Source organism: Endozoicomonas sp. ALD068 (assembly GCF_049310145.1).
Taxonomy (GTDB): domain Bacteria; phylum Pseudomonadota; class Gammaproteobacteria; order Pseudomonadales; family Endozoicomonadaceae; genus Endozoicomonas_A.
In genome coordinates this window covers 6,658,108-6,677,942 of sequence record NZ_JBLYNU010000004.1, presented here as the reverse complement: position 1 = coordinate 6,677,942, position 19,835 = coordinate 6,658,108, and the positions used below count along the sequence as shown (strand labels likewise).

The 19,835-nt window shown below is 48.5% G+C and carries 11 protein-coding genes; 7 read left to right on the top strand and 4 right to left on the bottom strand.

Going from position 1 to position 19,835, the window contains the following annotated elements; all coding sequences use genetic code 11:
- Positions 1 to 74: 74 nt before the first annotated feature.
- From moeA to ACO6V5_RS24050, 7 genes are all read left to right on the top strand, one after another.
- A complete protein-coding gene (moeA, locus tag ACO6V5_RS24080; protein WP_422410254.1) occupies positions 75 to 1,313 on the top strand; it encodes a molybdopterin molybdotransferase MoeA in 1,239 nt (412 codons plus the stop codon).
- Between the two features lie 427 nt (positions 1,314 to 1,740).
- Positions 1,741 to 2,910 (top strand): Na/Pi symporter, encoded by a 1,170-nt coding sequence (locus tag ACO6V5_RS24075; RefSeq protein ID WP_422135214.1) that lies wholly within the window; start codon positions 1,741 to 1,743, stop codon positions 2,908 to 2,910.
- Positions 2,911 to 3,015: 105 nt separating this feature from the next.
- Entirely contained in the window at positions 3,016 to 3,762 is a 747-nt protein-coding gene (locus tag ACO6V5_RS24070) for a TonB family protein (protein ID WP_422135215.1), read from the top strand.
- A gap of 237 nt (positions 3,763 to 3,999) precedes the next feature.
- Positions 4,000 to 4,755: a hypothetical protein gene (locus ACO6V5_RS24065; protein WP_422135216.1), complete on the top strand. Its 756-nt coding sequence runs from the start codon at positions 4,000 to 4,002 to the stop codon at positions 4,753 to 4,755.
- Positions 4,756 to 5,348: 593 nt separating this feature from the next.
- Entirely contained in the window at positions 5,349 to 6,959 is a 1,611-nt protein-coding gene (locus tag ACO6V5_RS24060; RefSeq protein ID WP_422410251.1) for an esterase-like activity of phytase family protein, read from the top strand.
- Positions 6,960 to 7,219: 260 nt separating this feature from the next.
- Positions 7,220 to 8,923 carry a type IV-A pilus assembly ATPase PilB gene (gene pilB / locus ACO6V5_RS24055; RefSeq protein WP_422135218.1) on the top strand — a complete coding sequence of 568 codons (1,704 nt, stop codon included), beginning with the start codon at positions 7,220 to 7,222 and terminating at the stop codon, positions 8,921 to 8,923.
- 78 nt (positions 8,924 to 9,001) lie between these two features.
- Positions 9,002 to 9,181 carry a hypothetical protein gene (locus tag ACO6V5_RS24050; RefSeq protein ID WP_422135219.1) on the top strand — a complete coding sequence of 60 codons (180 nt, stop codon included), beginning with the start codon at positions 9,002 to 9,004 and terminating at the stop codon, positions 9,179 to 9,181.
- A gap of 72 nt (positions 9,182 to 9,253) precedes the next feature.
- Here ACO6V5_RS24050 and putA read toward each other — a convergent pair whose 3' ends face one another.
- The 4 genes from putA to ACO6V5_RS24030 all read right to left on the bottom strand — a co-directional run bounded on the left by putA (position 9,254) and on the right by ACO6V5_RS24030 (position 19,796).
- Positions 9,254 to 12,424: a bifunctional proline dehydrogenase/L-glutamate gamma-semialdehyde dehydrogenase PutA gene (gene putA / locus ACO6V5_RS24045; protein WP_422410249.1), complete on the bottom strand. Its 3,171-nt coding sequence runs from the start codon at positions 12,422 to 12,424 to the stop codon at positions 9,254 to 9,256.
- A gap of 276 nt (positions 12,425 to 12,700) precedes the next feature.
- Positions 12,701 to 15,238 (bottom strand): hypothetical protein, encoded by a 2,538-nt coding sequence (locus ACO6V5_RS24040; protein ID WP_422410247.1) that lies wholly within the window; start codon positions 15,236 to 15,238, stop codon positions 12,701 to 12,703.
- On the bottom strand, positions 15,231 to 17,477 hold the full coding sequence (locus ACO6V5_RS24035) for a hypothetical protein (RefSeq protein ID WP_422410245.1): 2,247 nt from the start codon (positions 17,475 to 17,477) through the stop codon (positions 15,231 to 15,233). The genes ACO6V5_RS24040 and ACO6V5_RS24035 overlap by 8 nt, the downstream gene beginning before the upstream one ends.
- A 174-nt stretch (positions 17,478 to 17,651) precedes the next feature.
- Positions 17,652 to 19,796 carry a hypothetical protein gene (locus ACO6V5_RS24030; protein ID WP_422135223.1) on the bottom strand — a complete coding sequence of 715 codons (2,145 nt, stop codon included), beginning with the start codon at positions 19,794 to 19,796 and terminating at the stop codon, positions 17,652 to 17,654.
- Between the last annotated feature and the right edge of the window lie 39 nt (positions 19,797 to 19,835).

Sequence of the window (19,835 nt, the reverse complement as noted above, 5' to 3'; positions counted from 1 at the left end):
AAACAGATTGCTGAATTCATTTATAGCTTTTACTTTAAGAGCAGTTTCAAAAACTGTATCGAGGAGACCTTTCAATGACTGACTGCTGTTCTGCCCCGGGGCTCATGCCCCTGCACGAAGGGCTTGAGAAACTGATGACAGAAACACCGGTCGTCACTGAAACTGAAACAGTGGCTCTGGCTGACTCCCTGGACAGGGTTATCTCTGAGGCAATTATTTCGCCGGTTAACGTTCCGTCCCATGATAATTCAGCCATGGACGGGTATGCAGTCCGTTTCAGTGACCTGGCACCACATTCAATACTGCCGCTGGCCGGAAAATCTCTGGCCGGACATCCCTATCAGGGTTCTATGCCCGCTGGCCACTGTATAAGAATCATGACAGGTGCTTCCATTCCTGTAGGTGCCGATACGGTCATCATGCAGGAGCAGGCCGAGATAACCGCACAGGGTATTGCTTTCAGCAAGCTACCCTCTCAGTCAGGCAATAATGTTCGCCGTGCCGGTGAAGATATTCCTCAAGGTTGTCAGGTTTTTGAAAAGGGACACATCATCAAAGCCCAGGATATAGGTCTGCTGGCTTCATTGGGAATCCCTGAAGTTCCAGTCATTCGCAGAATAAAAGTAGCGCTCTTTTCCACGGGTGATGAACTGAAGCTGCCCGGCGAGACTCTCGGACAAGGTAATATATACGACAGCAATAGGTTTGCAGTATCAGCGATGCTCAAGCGACTGGGTGCAGAAGTGATTGACCTTGGAAAACTCCATGATGACCGCGACGAGATCCGGAAAGCTTTTCTGAAAGCTGATCAGCAGGCTGATGCAGTTGTCACCTCTGGTGGGGTATCCGTAGGTGACGTCGACTTTGTCAAAGATATTCTCAGTGAAATAGGCCATACTTCGTTCTGGAGGTTGGCCATTAAACCCGGCAAACCCTTTGCCTTTGGTAAACTTCCCAACAGTGTTTTCTTTGGGCTACCCGGCAATCCGGTTTCCGCTACGGTAACTTTCCAACAATTGGCAGCGCCCGCATTGCAACATATGATGGGAGCAGAACCAACTCCTGCTGCTGAACTACCAGCAACGTGCCTCACTCCCCTGAAGAAACAACCCGGTCGCCTGGAATTCCAGAGGGGCATTCTCTCAACCAACGAGAGAGGAGAAGCCGAGGTAGTCACATCGGGCAGTCAGGGGTCGGGGATTCTCCGATCCATGAGTATGGCTAATTGTTACATCATTTTGCCCGCTTCCCAGGGAAATATTGAGGCAGGAGAAACGGTTAGAGTGCAGTTGTTCGATAAACTTCTCAGGTAACTACTCCCTGTTCTGCAGGCTGTCGCATCACTCTGGCTCCCATGCTTTTGGGACCTCCGGGTTCCGACATGGAAAAGGGTTGCCCCGAAAACGAGCACTGTCATATTTCTGCAGTCTTTGCCCTGGTGAGGGTGTCGCAAAAGGGTATGTTTGCCCTGGTGAGGGTGTCGCAAAAGGGTATGGTCAGCAGGATATATCAAGATCGTCGTTCCCGCGTAGGCGGGAACCCACCACGAACAGTGGATCTCCGCCTTCGCGGAGATGACGGTTTGAAGCTTGAAGCGTTTTAATTGACCTTTTGCGACACCCTCTGGTCCTGGAGGGCTTTTTAAATATTTCAAAAAAATGTCATAACTGTAATATTTCTGAAACAGAACACCTATATTTTCGCCATCATCTCTATCCACACAGCACCAAGGTGCAGAAAATGTCTGAAGCAACAAGTCAAGCCAGCACCAAAGCTGACTATAAATACACCAGCAGGCACTATGGCCGTATCTGGCTGAGAGTTATCCTCTGGATCTATGCTCTCCTGGTTGCCGTCAGCGTAGTGGGCTCTGGTTTTAAAATGGCCGTAGGTGGCGCAGAAGCAGCTGCAGAGCTGTTCAGCTTTGCCAACAACACTATGCTGGCACTGATAGCCGGTACCCTCGCCACAGCTCTGGTTCAGTCTTCCAGTACAGTAACCTCTGTTATCGTTGGCCTCGTGGCTGGCGGCCTGCCGGTAGAGATGGCGATCCCCATGATAATGGGAGCCAATATTGGTACCACCATCACAAATACTCTGGTCAGTCTGGGTCACATGGGTTGCGACAAATCCTTTAAGCGAGCTTTTGCTGCTTCGACAGTTCACGACTTCTTTAACTATCTGGCGGTTCTGATTCTGTTGCCTCTGGAATTGATGACCGGCTTCCTGAGCGATATTTCACAGCACGTAGCCGCACTGTTGGTGGGTGGCTCTGCTATTGATATGGGCAGCCTGAATTTCGTCAAACCCCTGACCAAGCCGGCCGTGAATATTGTCAAGGATTTTGCAGGCCTCCTGCCCGACAGCACACTGGCTGGCCTGACCATGATCGCCTTCGGTATCTTCCTTATCTTCAGCTCGGTCGTAAGACTGGGCAAGCTGCTGAAAAAAGTTATGGTGGGACGTGCCAGGGACATTCTGCACAAGTCTATTGGTCGTGGTCCGATTTCCGGTATTGCCTCCGGTACTGTTATGACCGTAATGGTGCAATCCTCTTCTACTACCACCAGTCTTATGGTTCCTCTGGTAGGCAGTGGCGTCTTCACCGTTCGTCAGATGTACCCTGTTACTCTGGGTGCCAACATCGGTACAACCATCACAGCGCTGCTTTCAGCAACGGCCATCGTCGGTGCAGACGCAGAGCACGCAATGACCATTGCTCTGGTACACTTGTTCTTCAACGTGTTTGCCGTAGCCCTTATCTATGGCATCAGGTGGCTCCGTGAGATTCCTCTCTACGCTGCAGAAAAATTGTCTGATCTGGCTATAAAAAACCGCGCTTATGCATTCCTGTATCTTTTGCTGGCCTTCTTTGTCATACCGGGCCTCGGGATTTTGGTAGCCCGGTAAAGCCTTCCTGATATTCTTAAGAAGCCCTGACCATGTCGGGGTTTCCTCTACAGACCTGTTTCTTTAATTCCTGTTTAAATTGCTATGCTCTGTGGGTTGCCAATCATGGAACAGGAAACCACCATCAGGCATCTGGTCATCCCCCTGACGTTGTCAGTTGTCTTTCACACCTTACTTTTGGGCTATAGCGGGAGTAGTTGGTTGACTGCTGCAAAATCACCCGGCATTCAAATCAAACTGGTGTCTCATCAACCCGACATAACACCTGCCATTGAAAAAAACCTGACCGCTACAGAAGCAATGACCGGCTCGGAATTGACAAAGCCAGATTCTCAGATTGAAAACACTGAACACATTCAAAGCACTGAAAAAACAGAACAGGCTGAAAAAGCAGAGAACAAGAAAGTCATAACGACCAGAGCCGAAAAGAAAAAGATTCAGCAAGAGTCGGCCAATCAGGAAGAAAACAAACACAGGCACGCAAAACCGGGTGAGCCTCCGGTATCTGCTCTCAACCAGCAGACATCGGGAGAGCCCGTCGAAGAACTCATCACTTCAAAAGCCGGGCATTTGGAGCCTGATGAATTTCAGAAATGGGTGGCTCAACTTCAATACCGGATCAATCGCTACAAAGTGTATCCCTACCAGGCTAAAAGAAGGCGACTGGAAGGAGAAGTAAAAATCAAAATTGAAATCAACTCTGACGGAACACTGGAAAAGGCGACTGTACTGGCCGGTAAAAAGGCATTCGAAGCCAGTAGTCTGAAAGCCATTGAGCGCTCCCTGCCCTTACCGACACCTCACAAGAAATCGGTTACGGTGATTCTCTCCATTAAATATCAGCTGCTGTGACCGGCCAGCTCCTTAAGTTCATTACTCAATCTCACAATTTCGCTGTAGCTGCCGACGCATCAGAGGTTCCCGGAGATTTACCTGGCGTATCAGGGCCTCACTGCCAGCACATCACCACCCAGCTATCACTGATTACACTATAGTTATCGCGTAATTCTGCCAATTCTATCCCGAGGCTTCACCTCTCTTCCCGACGTGCTTTGCCCGCGTGGTGAAGCAGGGGTTAGCTGGCAGAACATGAGCAAAAATGCAAACCGAAAAGAAGTTGAAACACCTATGCAAACTTTTACCACAGTTTTTATTTCGGTTATATTGATCGTTTCATCTCCCTTTGTCTTTGCGATTAAAATAAGCGAAGAACACTTAAAGCAAGGACGACAGCTTATAGATGACATGGACAGGAGAGGAAGTGAGTTTCTGGAACTGGCTGAAAGAGTTCAAACTATCATAACAACCTTTGGGTCTCAGTCCATTTTCACCATCATTCCTCACTTAGTATCTATGAACGAATCTTTAGAGAGAGTTTTTTCATCGTTATCAATGAGCAAAGCTTATTTAGCCACACTCACAAAAACAGTCACGAATGATTCTGAATTGCTAGCAAAAAAGGCTTTTGAGCGGATGAAAGTTTCAGCTGGCAATCCAGGGCAATCAGTAGCAATGGGCAGGCTGTTTAGTGTTGCTGGCGTCTCTGGGGACGCAAGTTTTTCAGGCACTTTTCAAGAGCACAAGTGTGGCACCCTAACGGAATTAGCTGATAAGGCGGATAAAGATAGTTCTGAATTTTCACAGAAAGCCTTGTCATACCAGATTTTAAACAACAAGCTAAAAGAATATCTTGACCAGAACGACACAATTGACGTATCCGAGACTTGGAGTTATCTGGAAGAAATAAATAAGCTATTAAATGAATTAACGACTCTTACAAAGTCTTTTCCAAACAGCTTTAAATTATTTTTAGAGCAGGCTTTGACTTATTTTGATTGTAACTGAATCGAATAAGCCGGTAGATAAGTACCTAACCAGGTACTTAAACCTGCTAAATCGGACAGTCGGACGTTTCTAACCTCCGGCTTCCACATCAACTCCTTAAGCGGGTCCGCACCTGGTCCGATCACGTTTCAGTGCCGCGTTTTCGGCTTGCGCCGACGTATCCATTGATCCAGCTGCTGCATCAGACGGTAATGTCCGTTTATTCTGAAGAAGCCCAGCTAAGGATAGACCTGTTAAGCTTTCGCAAGCGGAGGCTCATTGAGACTCCCTGGCTACAGCTGATCAGTTTGAGGACTTTCTGCCTGAAGCGGTGGGAGCTCTTGTCTGACCACCGGATCTTCTTCCCTGTGTTATCGTGCTCTTCATCTGCATTCATGCAGGCGACTGCCGCATTATATCGCATCTCTATAACCGAGAGCTTTGTGATCGATGGCTCACTTGCCCAAGCAACCCAATCAAACCCTGACTATCAGACTTTCAGGTACTCCCTTCCCGTCTCTGGTGCTTTAGAAGCGACTTCAGTCAAAAATACACCTGCAATGAAAAATTATGGCTATCTTTATGGGGTTGTTTCATTTCAGGTGTTTTTATCAATGATGAAAAGAAGAAGTGCCCTGGTTGGCTTAACGCTTTGCTTGACTCTTTCGACTCCCGGATGGTCAGCAGAATCCCCAGGGAAATTAGCCCCTCATAAAAGCGTCAGGTATCTGGGAAGTCACCTGTTGCGCCCGGACGACCAGAAAAGGGTCACTCATATTACTGGTGCTCACTTCGCTCATGTCGGAAATGGTTCAACAGGGACACTCTACCTGCTTTCTGGAGATGCCGGAGCAGGCTTCACCGGTCGTCATGGCTGGGGGGTCTTTTCCAAGCCCCACTACTACGAGCTGGATATGAGCAAGGTGGTTTTGGATCGTCAGAATCCTAATCACGGCGGACCTTTACCCAGTGAAGTGTTCGAATACCCTATCACCGAAGGCAAGAATGCCAAAACCCATCCCCTCTGGCTGAACGATGGTCATATTGCCCCCAGCGCCATCACTCTGACCAAAGACGGTGAGCTGATGATTTCCTCCAGTCAGAGTGATAGAGGCGTTACCGGCGTTATTGACTACAGAGCAATCGACATCCCCGCCTATGCAGGCTACGGCTACAGGCACGCGAATCGTGACGAAACCAGTCTGGCCACCCGAAACAATGGTTTTCTGAAAGCCTGGTATGATGCCCATGAGTTCTTCCCTGTACCTGTGCTTGATCTGATTCCGGCAGCCTTCCTGCATACCTTCAGGGAAATTCCCCTGCAACTCTCCAAAGGTGTTCACCACGTCGATATCGGACTGTCATCAAAATTCCTGCTCACAGAAAATGATCACAGACCCGGTCAGGTAGATAGCGCATTCAAACTGCCTAAACATTTTGAAAACAACAACTGGATTCCTTTCCACATGGGATTGAAGGGTATTCAACAGGGATTAGGTGTGAAAAGTCTTGACCGTATTCCCAAGAGCAACCATTACGTTGCAGCAACCGCCGGAGCTCTGGTTCAGGATGCCAAACAATGGAATATCAATGAACATGTCCCACCTGTCAGGGTGGTGACCTTTACTACAGAACAACTGTCTAACAATGGCGAACCGCTGCCAGGAAAATACCTGAACAGCCAACAGCTTCCTGCCAAGGGTGAAGTAACAATTCTGTCAGAGAAGCTCTATAACTTTTCTCTTCTGGGTTTAAGCCCTTCTGCAATGAAACAGCTGAAGAGCAGCCCGATTCGTACAGTCAGCGATATTGCGGTTCTCAATAAGAAAGAGGCTCTGTTCCTTGAGAAAACAGTGCTCCCTTATCGAAGTTCTGAATCCAATTTTATTACCCGGGTTTATCTGGTCGACCTGAGCAGTGGCAAGAATGTCAAAGGCAGTGAAATGTTTGCTGACAACGAGCTGAACAAGGCATTCATGGATGCACCAGACTACTTTATGTCCAAGACCCTTATCTTTGACAGCCTTCAAGAGGACTCCCTGAAATTATTCGAAGATGGAATAGGCTTTGATATTCACGAAACCTCTTTTGAGGCGATTGCTCGGGGTCCTGAAACGGTACAAGGGGGCAAAACATTTATGCTGGTCAGTTACTATGACGGTGAAGATAGTAAACGGGGCACCCCAACCCGCCTCATGTATTTTACCTTGCCAGCCAGTAAATAAAATCCGACACTTGGCATCTGGAAAAGCATGTAAAAAATGTACAAGAGTGCCACAAAAGCCATTATCCCCCTGGTAATGGCTTTGTTCATTGTCAGACTCCGACATTATAAAATTCAGCTTCCTTCTACCAGACCGTATACTCTTTGAACGCCACACCTTCTTCAACACTTTATGAAATATCCTGTTTATGCTCTCGTCTCAGTGCTGATATAGTAGAAATCAGAGAACAGACCCAAGAACAATAAACGGATAGACAAGGCATGGTCGATAAACCTTTGACAGGACTGGCTGCTCGACTGGTTGTCGACCAGCTGATCGATGAAAAGACACTCCGCTCCGCACTTTCACAGGCAGAAAAAACAAAGCAGCCCCTTGCCAGCTACCTGGTCCAGGAGAATTTACTCAGCGCCAAAGACATATCCCTGGCTACCGCAGAAGAATTTGGCATGCCAGTTATGGATCTTGATGCCTTTGACCCTGAAAACATCCCGAAGGAACTGATTCAGGAAAAGCTGATTCGCAAGCATAAACTGATCCCGTTAATAAAGAGGGGGACCAGACTGTTTGTCGGGGTAATTGATCCCAGTGATCATACAGCTATTGATGAAATCCGATTCAGCAGCGGTCTTATGGTGGATTCGGTACTGGTTGAAGAAGACAAGCTGGACAGATTCATTGATCAACTGCTGGATAGCAATGTTGATGCCCTGTCGAATTTCGATGATGAGGAATTTGATAACCTTGAAGAGCTGGAAGTGGGTGCCGTCGAAGACAACGATGAGGAAGTAGCAGGGGAAGATGACGATGCCCCTGTCGTAAAATTCGTGAATAAAATGCTGCTCATTGCCATCAAATCAGGCGCATCGGATCTTCACTTTGAACCTTATGAAAAAACCTATCGGGTTCGATTTCGCACCGACGGCGTTCTTCATGAAACCGCCAAACCACCTGCTGGCCTGGCACCCAGAATTGCATCCCGTCTAAAGATAATGTCTGCCATGGATATTTCAGAACGACGTAAGCCCCAGGATGGTCGTATTAAAATGCGCCTGTCCAAAAGCAAATCCATCGACTTCCGGGTCAATACCCTGCCTACCCTTTGGGGTGAAAAAATCGTACTTCGGATTCTCGATCCTTCCAGTGCCAAAATGGGCATTGATGCCCTGGGTTATGAAAAAACCCAAAAAGAAATGTACATGGAAGCCTTGCACCAACCCCAGGGTATGATTCTGGTCACAGGACCCACCGGTTCAGGTAAGACCGTCTCTCTCTATACGGGGCTGAATATTCTGAATACTCCGGAAAGAAACATTTCCACCGCCGAGGACCCTGTAGAAATCAACCTGGAAGGTATCAACCAGGTGAACGTTAATCCGAAGCAGGGGATGGATTTCTCTCAAGCTCTGAGAGCCTTCCTTCGTCAGGATCCTGACATCATTATGGTGGGGGAGATTCGAGATCTTGAAACGGCCAACATCGCCATCAAAGCGGCCCAGACAGGCCACATGGTCATGTCCACGCTACACACCAACAGCGCTCCGGAAACACTGACACGTCTGCAAAACATGGGGGTTCCTTCCTTCAACATTGCCACCTCTGTCAGCCTGATCATTGCCCAGCGTCTGGCCAGACGCTTATGCAACCACTGTAAGGAAATAAAAGACATCCCAAAAGAAACACTGCTGGAAGAAGGTTTTACCGAAGAGCAGATCAAGTATGCCAAAATTTATGGCCCCAAGGGATGTGATCAATGCAGCAAGGGCTACAAAGGCCGTGTGGGTATCTATGAAGTCGTAAAGATCACACCGGCTCTGCAGCAAATCATTATGGAAGAGGGCAACTCCCTCCAGATTGCCGAAATTGCACAGAAAGAAGGATTTAATAACCTTCGCCAGTCTGGACTGTTAAAGGTTTTGGAGGGTGTGACCAGTCTCGAAGAAGCTAACCGGGTAACGCTTGAGTAATTGATTTCCCAACCTCCTGTCAACTCGTTCCCACGCTCTGAGAGGGTGTCGCAAAACTCTCTCCGGCGTGGGAACGCGTTGACTCCCATCATTGCCGGCTTCATTCTCGTCATTCCCGCGAAGGCGGCAATCCACACTGACTCTCCACCAGAACCATACTGCCCGGTGTCCCCCTGGCCTTGTCATCCCCGAGAAGGCAGAGATCCACCGTTGGCGCTGGATTCCCGCCTTCGCGGGAATGAAGACTTCAGAGCGTGAGAACGAGCTGTTGGAGTTTTGCGACACCCTCGCTCTGCATGGGAACCAGAGTTAAAGAGCAGGCAATGACGATCAGTGACCAGCCCCAAGGGACAACAGTGTGGCATTGCCTCCGACAGCCGTCGTATTGATGGTGCGGGTACGTTCAGTAGCAAAGCGATACAGGTAGTGAGGCCCACCGGCTTTTGGACCGGTACCGGAGAGTCCCTGTCCACCAAATGGCTGAACACCGACCACCGCACCGATCTGATTACGGTTTATGTAGGCATTACCCACTTTAAGGCTTTGCTCAATGTAGGAGGAGGTCGCTTCGTTGCGGCTATGCACTCCCAGAGTCAGACCGTAACCTGTGCCGTTGATTTCCTGAATCACTTTATCCAGCTCAGAAGCCTTGTAGCGAATCAGGTGAAGAATCGGGCCAAAGTGTTCTTTTTCCAGTTGGCTGATGCTCTCAATCTCAAAGGCAACCGGCGCAATAAAGTAACCTTCATTGCATTCAGCCCCCAAATCCACTTCGGCAATCAGGCGGGCTTCCTGCTTCATGCGATCAATATGAGCCTGGAGTCCTTTAAGGGCGATTTCACTGATGACAGGGCCAAGGTCTGTTTCCTGCAGGGCTGGGTGACCCACCTTCAGTTCTGCCATCGCACCGACCAGCAAGTCTTCAATACGATCAGCAATATCTTCCTGAACATAGAGCACTCGCAACGCTGAACAACGTTGCCCGGCACTGGCAAAAGCAGACTGAACAACGTCATTAACGACCTGCTCAGGGAGAGCAGTAGAGTCTGCGATCATGGCATTCTGACCACCGGTCTCGGCAATCAGAGGGATAATAGCGCCCTCTCGCGCAGCCAGAGTCTGGTTTATTAATCTTGCAGTCTGGGTTGAACCTGTGAAAGCAACACCGGCAATACGAGGATCAGCGGTCAACTGATGACCAATATCCTTACCTTCACCCGGTACCAGTTGAATCACATCGGCAGGCACGCCGGCTTCCAGCATCATCTCAACAGCTCGTGCAGCAATCAGAGTGGTTTGCTCGGCGGGCTTGGCTACAACCGTGTTACCACAGGCCAGCGCGGCAACCACCTGACCCAGGAAAATAGCCAGAGGGAAGTTCCAGGGACTGATGCACAGAAAGACGCCTTGACCGGTCAGGTAAAGCTCATTGGATTCACCGGTAGGTCCTGGCATAACCTGAGGTGCTGAGAATTTTTCACGCGCCTGGTTGGCATAATAACGACAGAAATCTACCGCTTCACGCACTTCATCGATACTGTCGTGAATCGTTTTACCCGCTTCTTTATGACAGAGTGCCACCAGCTCTTCAAGGTTGGCCTCCAGCAGGTCGGCCAACTTCTCCAGACTCTGGGCACGGGTTTCTACTGGTATCTTGTGCCAACGGTCAAACGCTTTGTGAGCCACTGAAATAGCCTGGTCCACTTCCTTTTCTCCGGCGAAGTGCAGACGACCTGCGAGCTCGCTGAGCTGGTAAGGACACTGCACATCAACCACTTTTTCAGTTTCAACCTTTTGGCCGGAAATCACGGGACCTTTGTGCCACGTTTGGCCCATAAACTTCTGTACAGATTCAGAAAACGGCTGCCACTGTGACTCAATATCGATATTGACACCTATGGAATTAACTCTGTCTTTTCCAAAAATAGCTACCGGTAAAGGAATTCTGTCATTGGCCAGAGAACTATGCTTCTCGAGCACAGTGACAGGATGATGAACCAGGTCCTTTACGGGTGTCCTGGCATCCACCAGACGATGAACAAAAGAGGAGTTAGCACCATTTTCCAAAAGTCGACGCACCAGATAGGGCAGCAAATCTTTGTGACTACCCACAGGTGCATAAATGCGAACGTCCGGTTTTTCCTGATCCAGTACCGTGTTATAGAGCGCATCACCCATTCCATGCAGACGCTGGAATTCATAATGTTTATGTTCTGCGATGCTCAGAATGCTGGCAACAGTATGAGCATTGTGGGTAGCAAACTGAGGGTAAATAGCCCCTTTAACAGGATCACTCAGCAGAAAACGGGCACACACCAGATAAGCAACGTCTGTTGCTTCTTTGCGCGTGTATACCGGGTAGCCGGAATAGCCGGATTGCTGACACAGTTTTATTTCACTGTCCCAGTAGGCACCTTTTACCAGACGCACAGGAATTTCATCACCCTGCTCTTTTGCCAGAGCTGCCAGCCAGGCAAGAACGGGGAGTGCTCTTTTACCGTAAGCCTGTACAACCAGTCCGAAAGCACCCCATCCCTGACAATCAGGATGACGGTAGAGTTTCTCGAACAGTTTCAGAGACAACTCAAGGCGGTCCTGCTCTTCGGCATCAATGGTGATTCCCACATTCAGGCTTCTGGCAGTGCGAATCAGTTCCAGCACGCTGTCGAACAGTTCTTTCAAGACACGGGTTTCATTGGCCACTTCATAACGGGGATGCAGGGCAGACAGTTTGATCGAAACGGTAGGACGAGGGCCTTTGTAGCCACCCTTCTGCTCCTGACCAACGGAACTGACAGCCGCCAGGTAGGAAGCGAGATATTTCTGAGCATCGCTTTCGGTCAGTGCCGCTTCACCCAGCATATCGAAAGAATAGGTGTAACCTTTCTCTCTTGGCTTTCGACCATTCCTGAGTGCTTCTGCAATAGTGCGACCCAGTACAAAATGCTCACCCATAATTTTCATCGCCTGGTTCACAGCCTGACGAATCAAGGGTTCACCCATTTTTTTAACCAGTCGACCAATCACGCTAGCCGGGCGACCGTCTTCCGATTTGCCTAATGTCACCACTTTACCGGTCAACATCAGACCCCAGGTGGAGGCATTCACCAATAGCGAATCGCTCTGTTTGAGATGCCTTTCCCACTCAGCGACACTGAGTTTGTCACGAATCAGGGCATCGGCGGTTTCAGAGTCAGGAATTCTCATCAGGGCTTCTGCCAGACACATCAGCAGAATACCTTCACGGGTATCCAGGCTGTATTGCAACAACATAGAGTCAATCATATGAATGGAATCTTCCCGGGCTCGAACCTGCTCGACCAGATCGGTAGCTCGTCGGGTTACCACAGCCAGCTGCTGCGGACTGGGTCTGGCCAAATCGGCCAGCTGTGCCAGTAAGGCTGACTCATCCACACTGTATTGTGGAGAGATAGTCTTCCAGAGCCTGGTTGGGCTCTGCTGGATGAATTCAGGCTCAAATAAGGCCTTAGCCTCAAACATGCGGTGTCTCCCCCAATGACGGCAAACCTGATCCTGTGCCGTATGATCAATCTAATCGGGAAATGCCTATGACGATGGCATCTCCAATTAAGGCAAATGAGCAGCCTCCAGTGGCTTTTGGCCAGCCCGCAATCATGCACAAAATCAAACAGAATTCCCAGATACAGAAGACAGATTTTTGTACAATCCCTGTACACTTCCCGCTGCTGATCTGATTTATTTGCCCATGGACTGTCGCATAACCGCTAACCCAATAAAAGGGCGGCAGTCAGATCATTATTTATTCACTATACCTTTTTGATGACTGAAGTCATCGTTCTTGTCCACCTCAGCAGGCTTACGTTTTCGGTGCATTCTTTTGTGCCTGGTCAGGGCTATAGCATTTTTGCAGAGCTTCCCACATCGCTGCTGCAGGCCATTCTCCCCGAACTCGATCACATCACAGGTTTTTTGCCCGCTGTGGTTTCTTCTTTTGTGATCCGCCAGGCTTCTGACACTGTTGCAGACCTCCCCACATGGCCGCTGCAGGCCATCCTTCCCCATCACGCTCAGGTTACAGGTTTTCTGCCCGCTGTGGTGTCTTTGTTTGTGCCCCTTCAAGGCTGTTTGACTCCTGCAGACAAACCCACATCGCCGCCGCTGGCCATCGTCTCCGACCAGGGTTACAGCACAGGTTTTCTGTTCAGTATGGGAGTTTCTTTTGTGATCTAACAGTGTTTTGGCATTCTTGCAGACCTTTCCGCATGGCCGAGGCTGGCCATCTTCCCCTGCCACTTTTACATCACAGGTTTGGTCAAGGATATGGTTTATTTTTATATGGTCGCTCAGGGCTTGAGCACCCCTGCAGACTTTTCCACATGGCCGCTTCTGACCAGTGTTACCTAGTATTGTTACATCACAGGTTTTTTGCCCGGTGTGATATCGGCTTTTGTGAGATGAAAAGGCTTGAGCACTATTGCAGACCATCCCGCATGGCCGCCGCTGACCATCTTCTCCGACCAGGATCAGTTCACAGGTTTTTTGTCCACTGTGCTCTCTTCTTTTGTGATCCGAAAAGGCTTTTGCATTCTTGCAGACTTTCCCACATGATCGCTGCTGGCCATCCTCACCGACCACGGTTAGCTCACAGTTTATTTGCTCACTATGGTATTGGCTTCTGTGCTCCAACAAGGCTTTTATATTCCTGCAGACCATCCCGCATGAGCGCAGCTGGCCATCCTCCCCTGACACGGAATAGCCACAGATTTGTTGTCCGCTGTGGTGTATTCTTTTGTGAACCGCCAGGCTCATGGAATTCTTGCAGATTTTTCCACATGGCCGCTTCTGACCTCCTTTATCGACCATGGTTAAGTCACAGGTTTTTTGCCCGGTGTGATATCGTCTTTTGTGAATTGAAAGGGCTTTAGTATTATCGCAGACCTTCCCACATGGCTGCGACTGGCCATACTCATCCAACATTGTCAGTTTACAGGTTTTTTGCCTGCTTTTGTTTCTGGCCGGTATTGCGCCGGTTTGCGAAAGATGAGACTGTCTCTGACCCAACTTGGGTGATCCAGTGATTGTTTGCTGTGCTTCAGAATGATTTAGCGTTGAGGAAATTCCCATTTCTTCTAAAAGACTTACTGGATCGAGTGGCCCGTTAATAACTTCAAAATCATTGACAGTACAAGGCAAACTCCCGGACATTGGCAAATCATCACCCATTGACCCGATAAAGTCAGTTGTCTCGGCGACCCCGTCTAAGGCGACCCCGTCTAAGGCGACCCCGTCTAAGGCGACCCCGTCTAAGGCGACCCCGTCTGAGGCGACCCCGCCTAAAAAGATGCAACCATTGGCTGTATTGCCATCAATACTATTTCCCTGTGTCTGTAAAAGTGGATCAAGATCGAATCGGCTTTGAATCGTAGGAAGACCGATCGACGTGTCAAAAAGCGGGTTTTGTTGGCAATCTTCAGTGTTTAAAGGAGCAAAATGATATGAGCAAATAAAGCAATGTCCACTGACCAAATGGGGGCATAAACCCTTTAGGGAGTCCAGCGTCCATTCAGAAGATCCACTGCTATCAAATAATGTTCGGAATCGACAAACGCCGTGACAGGGATAGACAAGACAATTTAAACCCAGACTATGCCGATGTTGTTGAGGATCGCTGTTATCACCGCCAGAGCCAGAATTCAGAAGGCTGGTTATAGACCCTGTACTTTGGAGGGTGGCTTGGGAGGCTCGCTGGCCTGATGATTTTGATGGTGAGTATTGTGGGGAATTTTCTCCAGAACCAAACATCGCAGTGATGATAGCAAACGGATGGCAATGATTCAGTTCCTGTTGTGCAATCGATTTAAATAGCGGTGAATCAAGGTTCCAATAGTTTTTTAAAAACCAACCGACAGCGACGACCAGATCCAAAGGTTGCCGTGAATAAAGGCTGGTGCCTGAAGAGAAATCTTTGCTGCTCAGGATCAGTTTATAAACAACCAGCAACTGTGTGGCATAAAACAACCGCCATGAAATCGACTCAATAAGGGTCGTTTTTAACCGGTAACTGCCAAGCCTGTGTCGTTTTTTATCAGAAAATAAATCTGATCCTGCATAGCCGCTTATATCGGCAATGTCTGACGGATTGCCCGGCAAGGTATGCTGGTCAGGTTTTATAGAAAAGTTCTTATTTGGAAGTCCGGAATTCTGTTCAAGCTCGACAATAAAACTTTGTGTGAACGCTTTAGTTTGAAAGGCAACAGACAACGACATTAGCAAGAGCAGTGCCGTAAAGACTGAGTGTTTAATAATTCTGTCCTTGCTCTCTGATTCAGTCATTACCCTGATCCACCTCAGCGAGCTTGCGTTTTTGGTGTTTTCTCTTATGCTCCTTCAGGCATTTAGTATTCTTATAGATCTTCCCGCATGGCCGTCGCTGGCCATCCTCCCCTGTCACCATCACATCACAGACTTGTTTCCCGGTATGATCTATGATTTTGTGATCCCTCAGGTCTCGATTATTCTTGCAGACTTTCCCGCATGGGCGCTGCTGGCTATCCTCACCGATAATGACCAAGTCACAGGTTCTTTGTCCGCTGTGGTAGCTGCCTTTGTGAGTTGATAGAGCTGAAGCATTTTTGCAGACCCTACCGCATGGGCGCTGCTGGCCATCTTCCCCGACCTGGGTAAGGTTACAGATTTGTTGCCCGCTGTGGTCTTTTCTTTTGTGATCCGCCAAGGCTTGAGCGTTATCGCAAACCTTCCCGCATGGTCGCTGTTGACCATCCTCACCGGCGACATCCTGTTCACAGGATCGTTGTCCACTGTGGTATTTGCTTTTGTGAAATAATAGCGCTAAAACATTTTTGCAGACCTTGCCGCATGAGCGCGGCTGACCATTTGCCCTGACCACTGTCATGTTACAGGTTTGTTGTCCGGTGTGGTCTCTTCTTTTGTGACTTAACAGGGCATTTTTATTCTTGAAGACTCTCCCGCATGGCCGCTGCTGACCTTCTTCCCCGGCAACCACCAGGTCACAGTTTTGTTGCCCTCTGTGGAATTTGCTTTTGTGAGATGACAGAGCCAGAACATTTCTGAAGGCAATGCTGCATGGTCGCCGCTGGCCATCTTCTCCAACCACGACCACTTTACAGACTTGTTGCCCGGTGTGGTCTCTTGCTCTGTGAACCGACAGGTCTTGAGCGTTCTTGCAGACCTTCTCGCATGGCCACTGTTGGCCATCTTCCCCGACGAGTAACACATCACAGATTCGTTGCCCGCTATGGAATCTGGATTTGTGCGATGACAGGGCTATAGCATTGTTGCAGACCTTGCCACATGGGCGCTGCTGACCATCCTCACCAACCAGGTTCAGACTACAGATTAATTGTCCGGAGTGGTCTCTTCTCCTGTGACGCCACAGAACATTATCATTCTTGCAGGCCATCCCGCATGGCCGCTGCTGGCCATCTTCCCCGACCACGGTCAGGTTACAGATTTGTTGCCCGGAGTGGTCTCTTCTTTTGTGATGCCACAGAGTATTTTCACTGCTGCAGGCGACCCCGCATGGCTCTAGCTGACCATCTCGACCGACCACCATCGTGGCACACGATTGTGGCCCGAGGTGACACTTTTTTTTGTGATCCAACAGGCCTTGAGCACTCTTGAAAACTTTCCTGCATAGCCGCTGCTGGCCATTATGTCTGATCACTGTCAGGTGACAGCTTTCTTGTCCGCTGATATCTGTGACTTTTATTTCGCCTGACTGTGAAAGTTGAGGTTGGCTCTGACCCAATTGAGATGATTCAGTGGCTTTTTCTTGTCTTTCTGAAGAGGTAAGCATTGTGGAAATTCGAATTTCTTCGGAAAGAGTCTGTGGTGGTTGATCAAAATTGCACAATTGACAAACACCACGACAGGGAAAGACAAAACAGTTTAGATCCAAAGTATGCAAATGCTGTTGAGGGCCTCTGTTACCGTCACCATTGTCATTAGTATTCGGGGGGCTGCTGAAAGAGCCTGCAAAATTGGTGTTTGCTGCTGAGGGTAGCTGACCAAGCGACTCAGGTAACTGGCCTTTTGGAGGGTTATGCCCGGAACCTGGCATCACAGTGATGGTGGCAAACGTGAGGTTCTGAGTCACCTCATAATGTTCGATTGAGCTAAACGAAGGTAAAACAGGGTTCCAATAGCTTTTTAAAAGCCAACTGACAGCCACAATCACTTCTCCAGGTACCCATAAATAGAGATTGGAGCTTAAATGGGCATCTTTGGTGGTCAGAATCAGTTCGTTAACAACCAGCAGTTGAGTAGCGTAAAGTAACGGCCATGAAATCGAATCAACAAGGGTTGTTTTGATCCCGTAACTGTCATGTCTGTGTCGTTTTTTATCAGGGAGTAAACAGGATCCTGCACGGTCGTTTGTTTCAGAAATTTCTGACGAGCTACCCGTAAACATATGCGGGTCAGGCTTTATGGAGAAGCTCTGTTTTAGAGAGCCTGCATTCTGTTCAAGCTCAACAATAAAACGTCTTGTTAACAATTCGGCCTGGCAGACGACAGAAAACGACAGCAGCAATAGCAGTACCGCATTGAGTGAGTGTTTAATAATTTTATCCTTGCTTCCTGATATACAGAGAGGAAGAATAGTTCAAGAAAACAAGCGTGCTTTTATTTCAGAGAGCCTCTGTTAAAAATAAAGATTGTACAGGCAAAACCTCGTGAAATGAGGTTAGATCAGTTCGCTACTTCTTCACTTTAACTTCTTGGAGACTGATTCATCACCCTGACCCACATCAACAGGCTTGCGTTTTCGATAGACTCTTTGTTTGCTGTGGTATCTTTTTTTGTGACCCAACAGGGCAATGGCATTCTTGCAGACGGTCTCGCATGGTTGCTGCTGCCCATTCTGATCGACCACTGCCAATTCACAGTTTTTTTTTCCTGTATGGTATTTTCTTTTGTGATCCGACAAGGCTCTGATATTCTTGCAGACCTTTCCGCATGGTCGCTGCTGCCCATCCTGCCCGACCACGACAAAGTCACAGTTCTGTTTCCTTGAGTGGCATCTGCTTTTGTGCCCCGAGAGGGATTGAAGATTTCTGAAGACTTCCCCACATGGCCGCTGCTGGCCATCTTCTCCTACCACGGTCACGACACAGGTTTTTTGCTCTGAGTGATAGTTGCTTTTGTGAAGTAAAAAAGCTCGAGCATTTTTGCAGACCTCCCCGCATGGCCGCTGCTGTCCATCCTTCCCTACTACTGCTCGCTCACAGATTTTTTGCCCTGTGTGGTATTTGCTTTTGTGATCCGTCAGGGATCGAATATTTTTGAAGACCTTCCCACATGGCTGCTGCTGGCCGCCCTGCCCAACCACACTGATGTCACAGGTTTGTTGCCCGCTATGGCATTTGTTTTTGTGATATGACAGGGCTTGAGCATTCTTGCAGACCACCCTGCATAGTTGCTGCTGACCATCCTGCCCGAGTGATGTCAGGTCACAATTTTTTTCCCCTGAGTGGTCCTTTTTTTTGTGATTCCTCAGGGCCATGATATTGTCAAAAACCTTCCCGCATGGCTGCTGCCCATCCTGCCCCAATACTGCCAGTTCACAGATTTTTTGCCCTGTGTAGTATTCACATATTAATTGCCCTCTGCTGTCTGTGGCTGGTGTTGCCTCTGCCCGGGATGGGTAAGGTTGGCTCTGATCCAATCGGGATGATTCAGTGGTTCTTTGTGGTGTTTCTGAATGGGAAAGCGTTAGGCAAAAACCGTTTTCTTCGAGCAGATCATTTAAATTGATTGACCCATTAATGATCTCAAAACCATTAGCGATGTCCAAATCCCCGGGCATTTGGACATCGTCATTGAGAGGCCCGGCAGGATAGGTTGTATTGGCGCTTCCTGAACTCAATAAGTCCAGGATTAACTCTTCCTGAGTGGTCCCGTCTTCTGAGTTGTCATCAAAGAATAGGGCAGAATCGAATGAAAGTTGAATGGCAGAAGGATCATTCACTGTTTTGTAAAAAAAGTCTTTCCGGGAATCAGTGGCGTTTTCAGGATCAAAACGACCTATGCAACCCAGACAGTGTCCATTAGCCAAATGAGGGCAAAAGATTTCTTCGAAATTCAGCGGCCAATCAACGGGCTCTCTTTTCTCGATCAATGGTCGGAATTGACAAACACCGTGACAGGGATAGACGAAACAATTTAAACCCCACGTATGTTGGTGTTGTTGGGAACCTCCGTTACCGTCGCCAGAGCCAGAATCCAGTGGACTGGTTAAACTGCCTTTATGTTGGATACCGGTTTGTGAAGCCTGCTGGCCAGATGATTCCGGGGCCGGGTATTGTGATAAGTCATCTCCAGAACCAAACATTGCAGTGAAGGTTGCAAATGGGAAATACTTCTGTATCAACATAGATGCCGACTGTTGTTTAATTGGATTAAACAGAAGTGAATCGCGTTTCCAGTAGTTTTTTAAAAGTACGCCGACAGCGACAACCGCTTCTACAGATAGCCATGAATAGGGGGCTGGGCCCGGAGGTGCGTCTCTGGTGGTCAGGATCAGTTGGTAAACAGCCAGCAGCTGATAGGCATAAAGCAACTGCCATGAAATCGACTCAATAAGAGGCATTTTTAATCCGTAACTGACAGCTCTTTGTCGTTTTTCATCAGGCGGTAAACCAGATACTGCATAGTCGTTAGTTTCAGGAATAACTGTTGGGTCGACCGGAAATGAATGCCGGGCTGGTTTTATCGAAAAGCTCTGTTTTTGAGAACCAGCACCCTGTTCAAACTCGACAATAAAACATCTTGTCAGCGCTTTGGTCTGACTGATAAAAGAAAACGACACTAGCAGCGACAGCGATGCAGCAAAGAGTGATTGTCTAATCATTCTATCCCTGCTTTCTCGTTTACAGGGAGGGAGGGTAGA

What these genes read in the sequence shown, in the direction of transcription:
- putA (WP_422410249.1), bottom strand. Translation starts at nt 12,424, where the DNA reads ATGTTTGAGGCTAAGGCCTTATTTGAGCCTGAATTCATCCAGCAGAGC.
- ACO6V5_RS24070 (WP_422135215.1), top strand. Translation starts at nt 3,016, where the DNA reads ATGGAACAGGAAACCACCATCAGGCATCTGGTCATCCCCCTGACGTTG.
- ACO6V5_RS24060 (WP_422410251.1), top strand. Translation starts at nt 5,349, where the DNA reads ATGATGAAAAGAAGAAGTGCCCTGGTTGGCTTAACGCTTTGCTTGACT.
- ACO6V5_RS24065 (WP_422135216.1), top strand. Translation starts at nt 4,000, where the DNA reads ATGAGCAAAAATGCAAACCGAAAAGAAGTTGAAACACCTATGCAAACT.
- ACO6V5_RS24030 (WP_422135223.1), bottom strand. Translation starts at nt 19,796, where the DNA reads ATGATTAGACAATCACTCTTTGCTGCATCGCTGTCGCTGCTAGTGTCG.
- pilB (WP_422135218.1), top strand. Translation starts at nt 7,220, where the DNA reads ATGGTCGATAAACCTTTGACAGGACTGGCTGCTCGACTGGTTGTCGAC.
- ACO6V5_RS24040 (WP_422410247.1), bottom strand. Translation starts at nt 15,238, where the DNA reads ATGACTGAATCAGAGAGCAAGGACAGAATTATTAAACACTCAGTCTTT.
- ACO6V5_RS24075 (WP_422135214.1), top strand. Translation starts at nt 1,741, where the DNA reads ATGTCTGAAGCAACAAGTCAAGCCAGCACCAAAGCTGACTATAAATAC.
- moeA (WP_422410254.1), top strand. Translation starts at nt 75, where the DNA reads ATGACTGACTGCTGTTCTGCCCCGGGGCTCATGCCCCTGCACGAAGGG.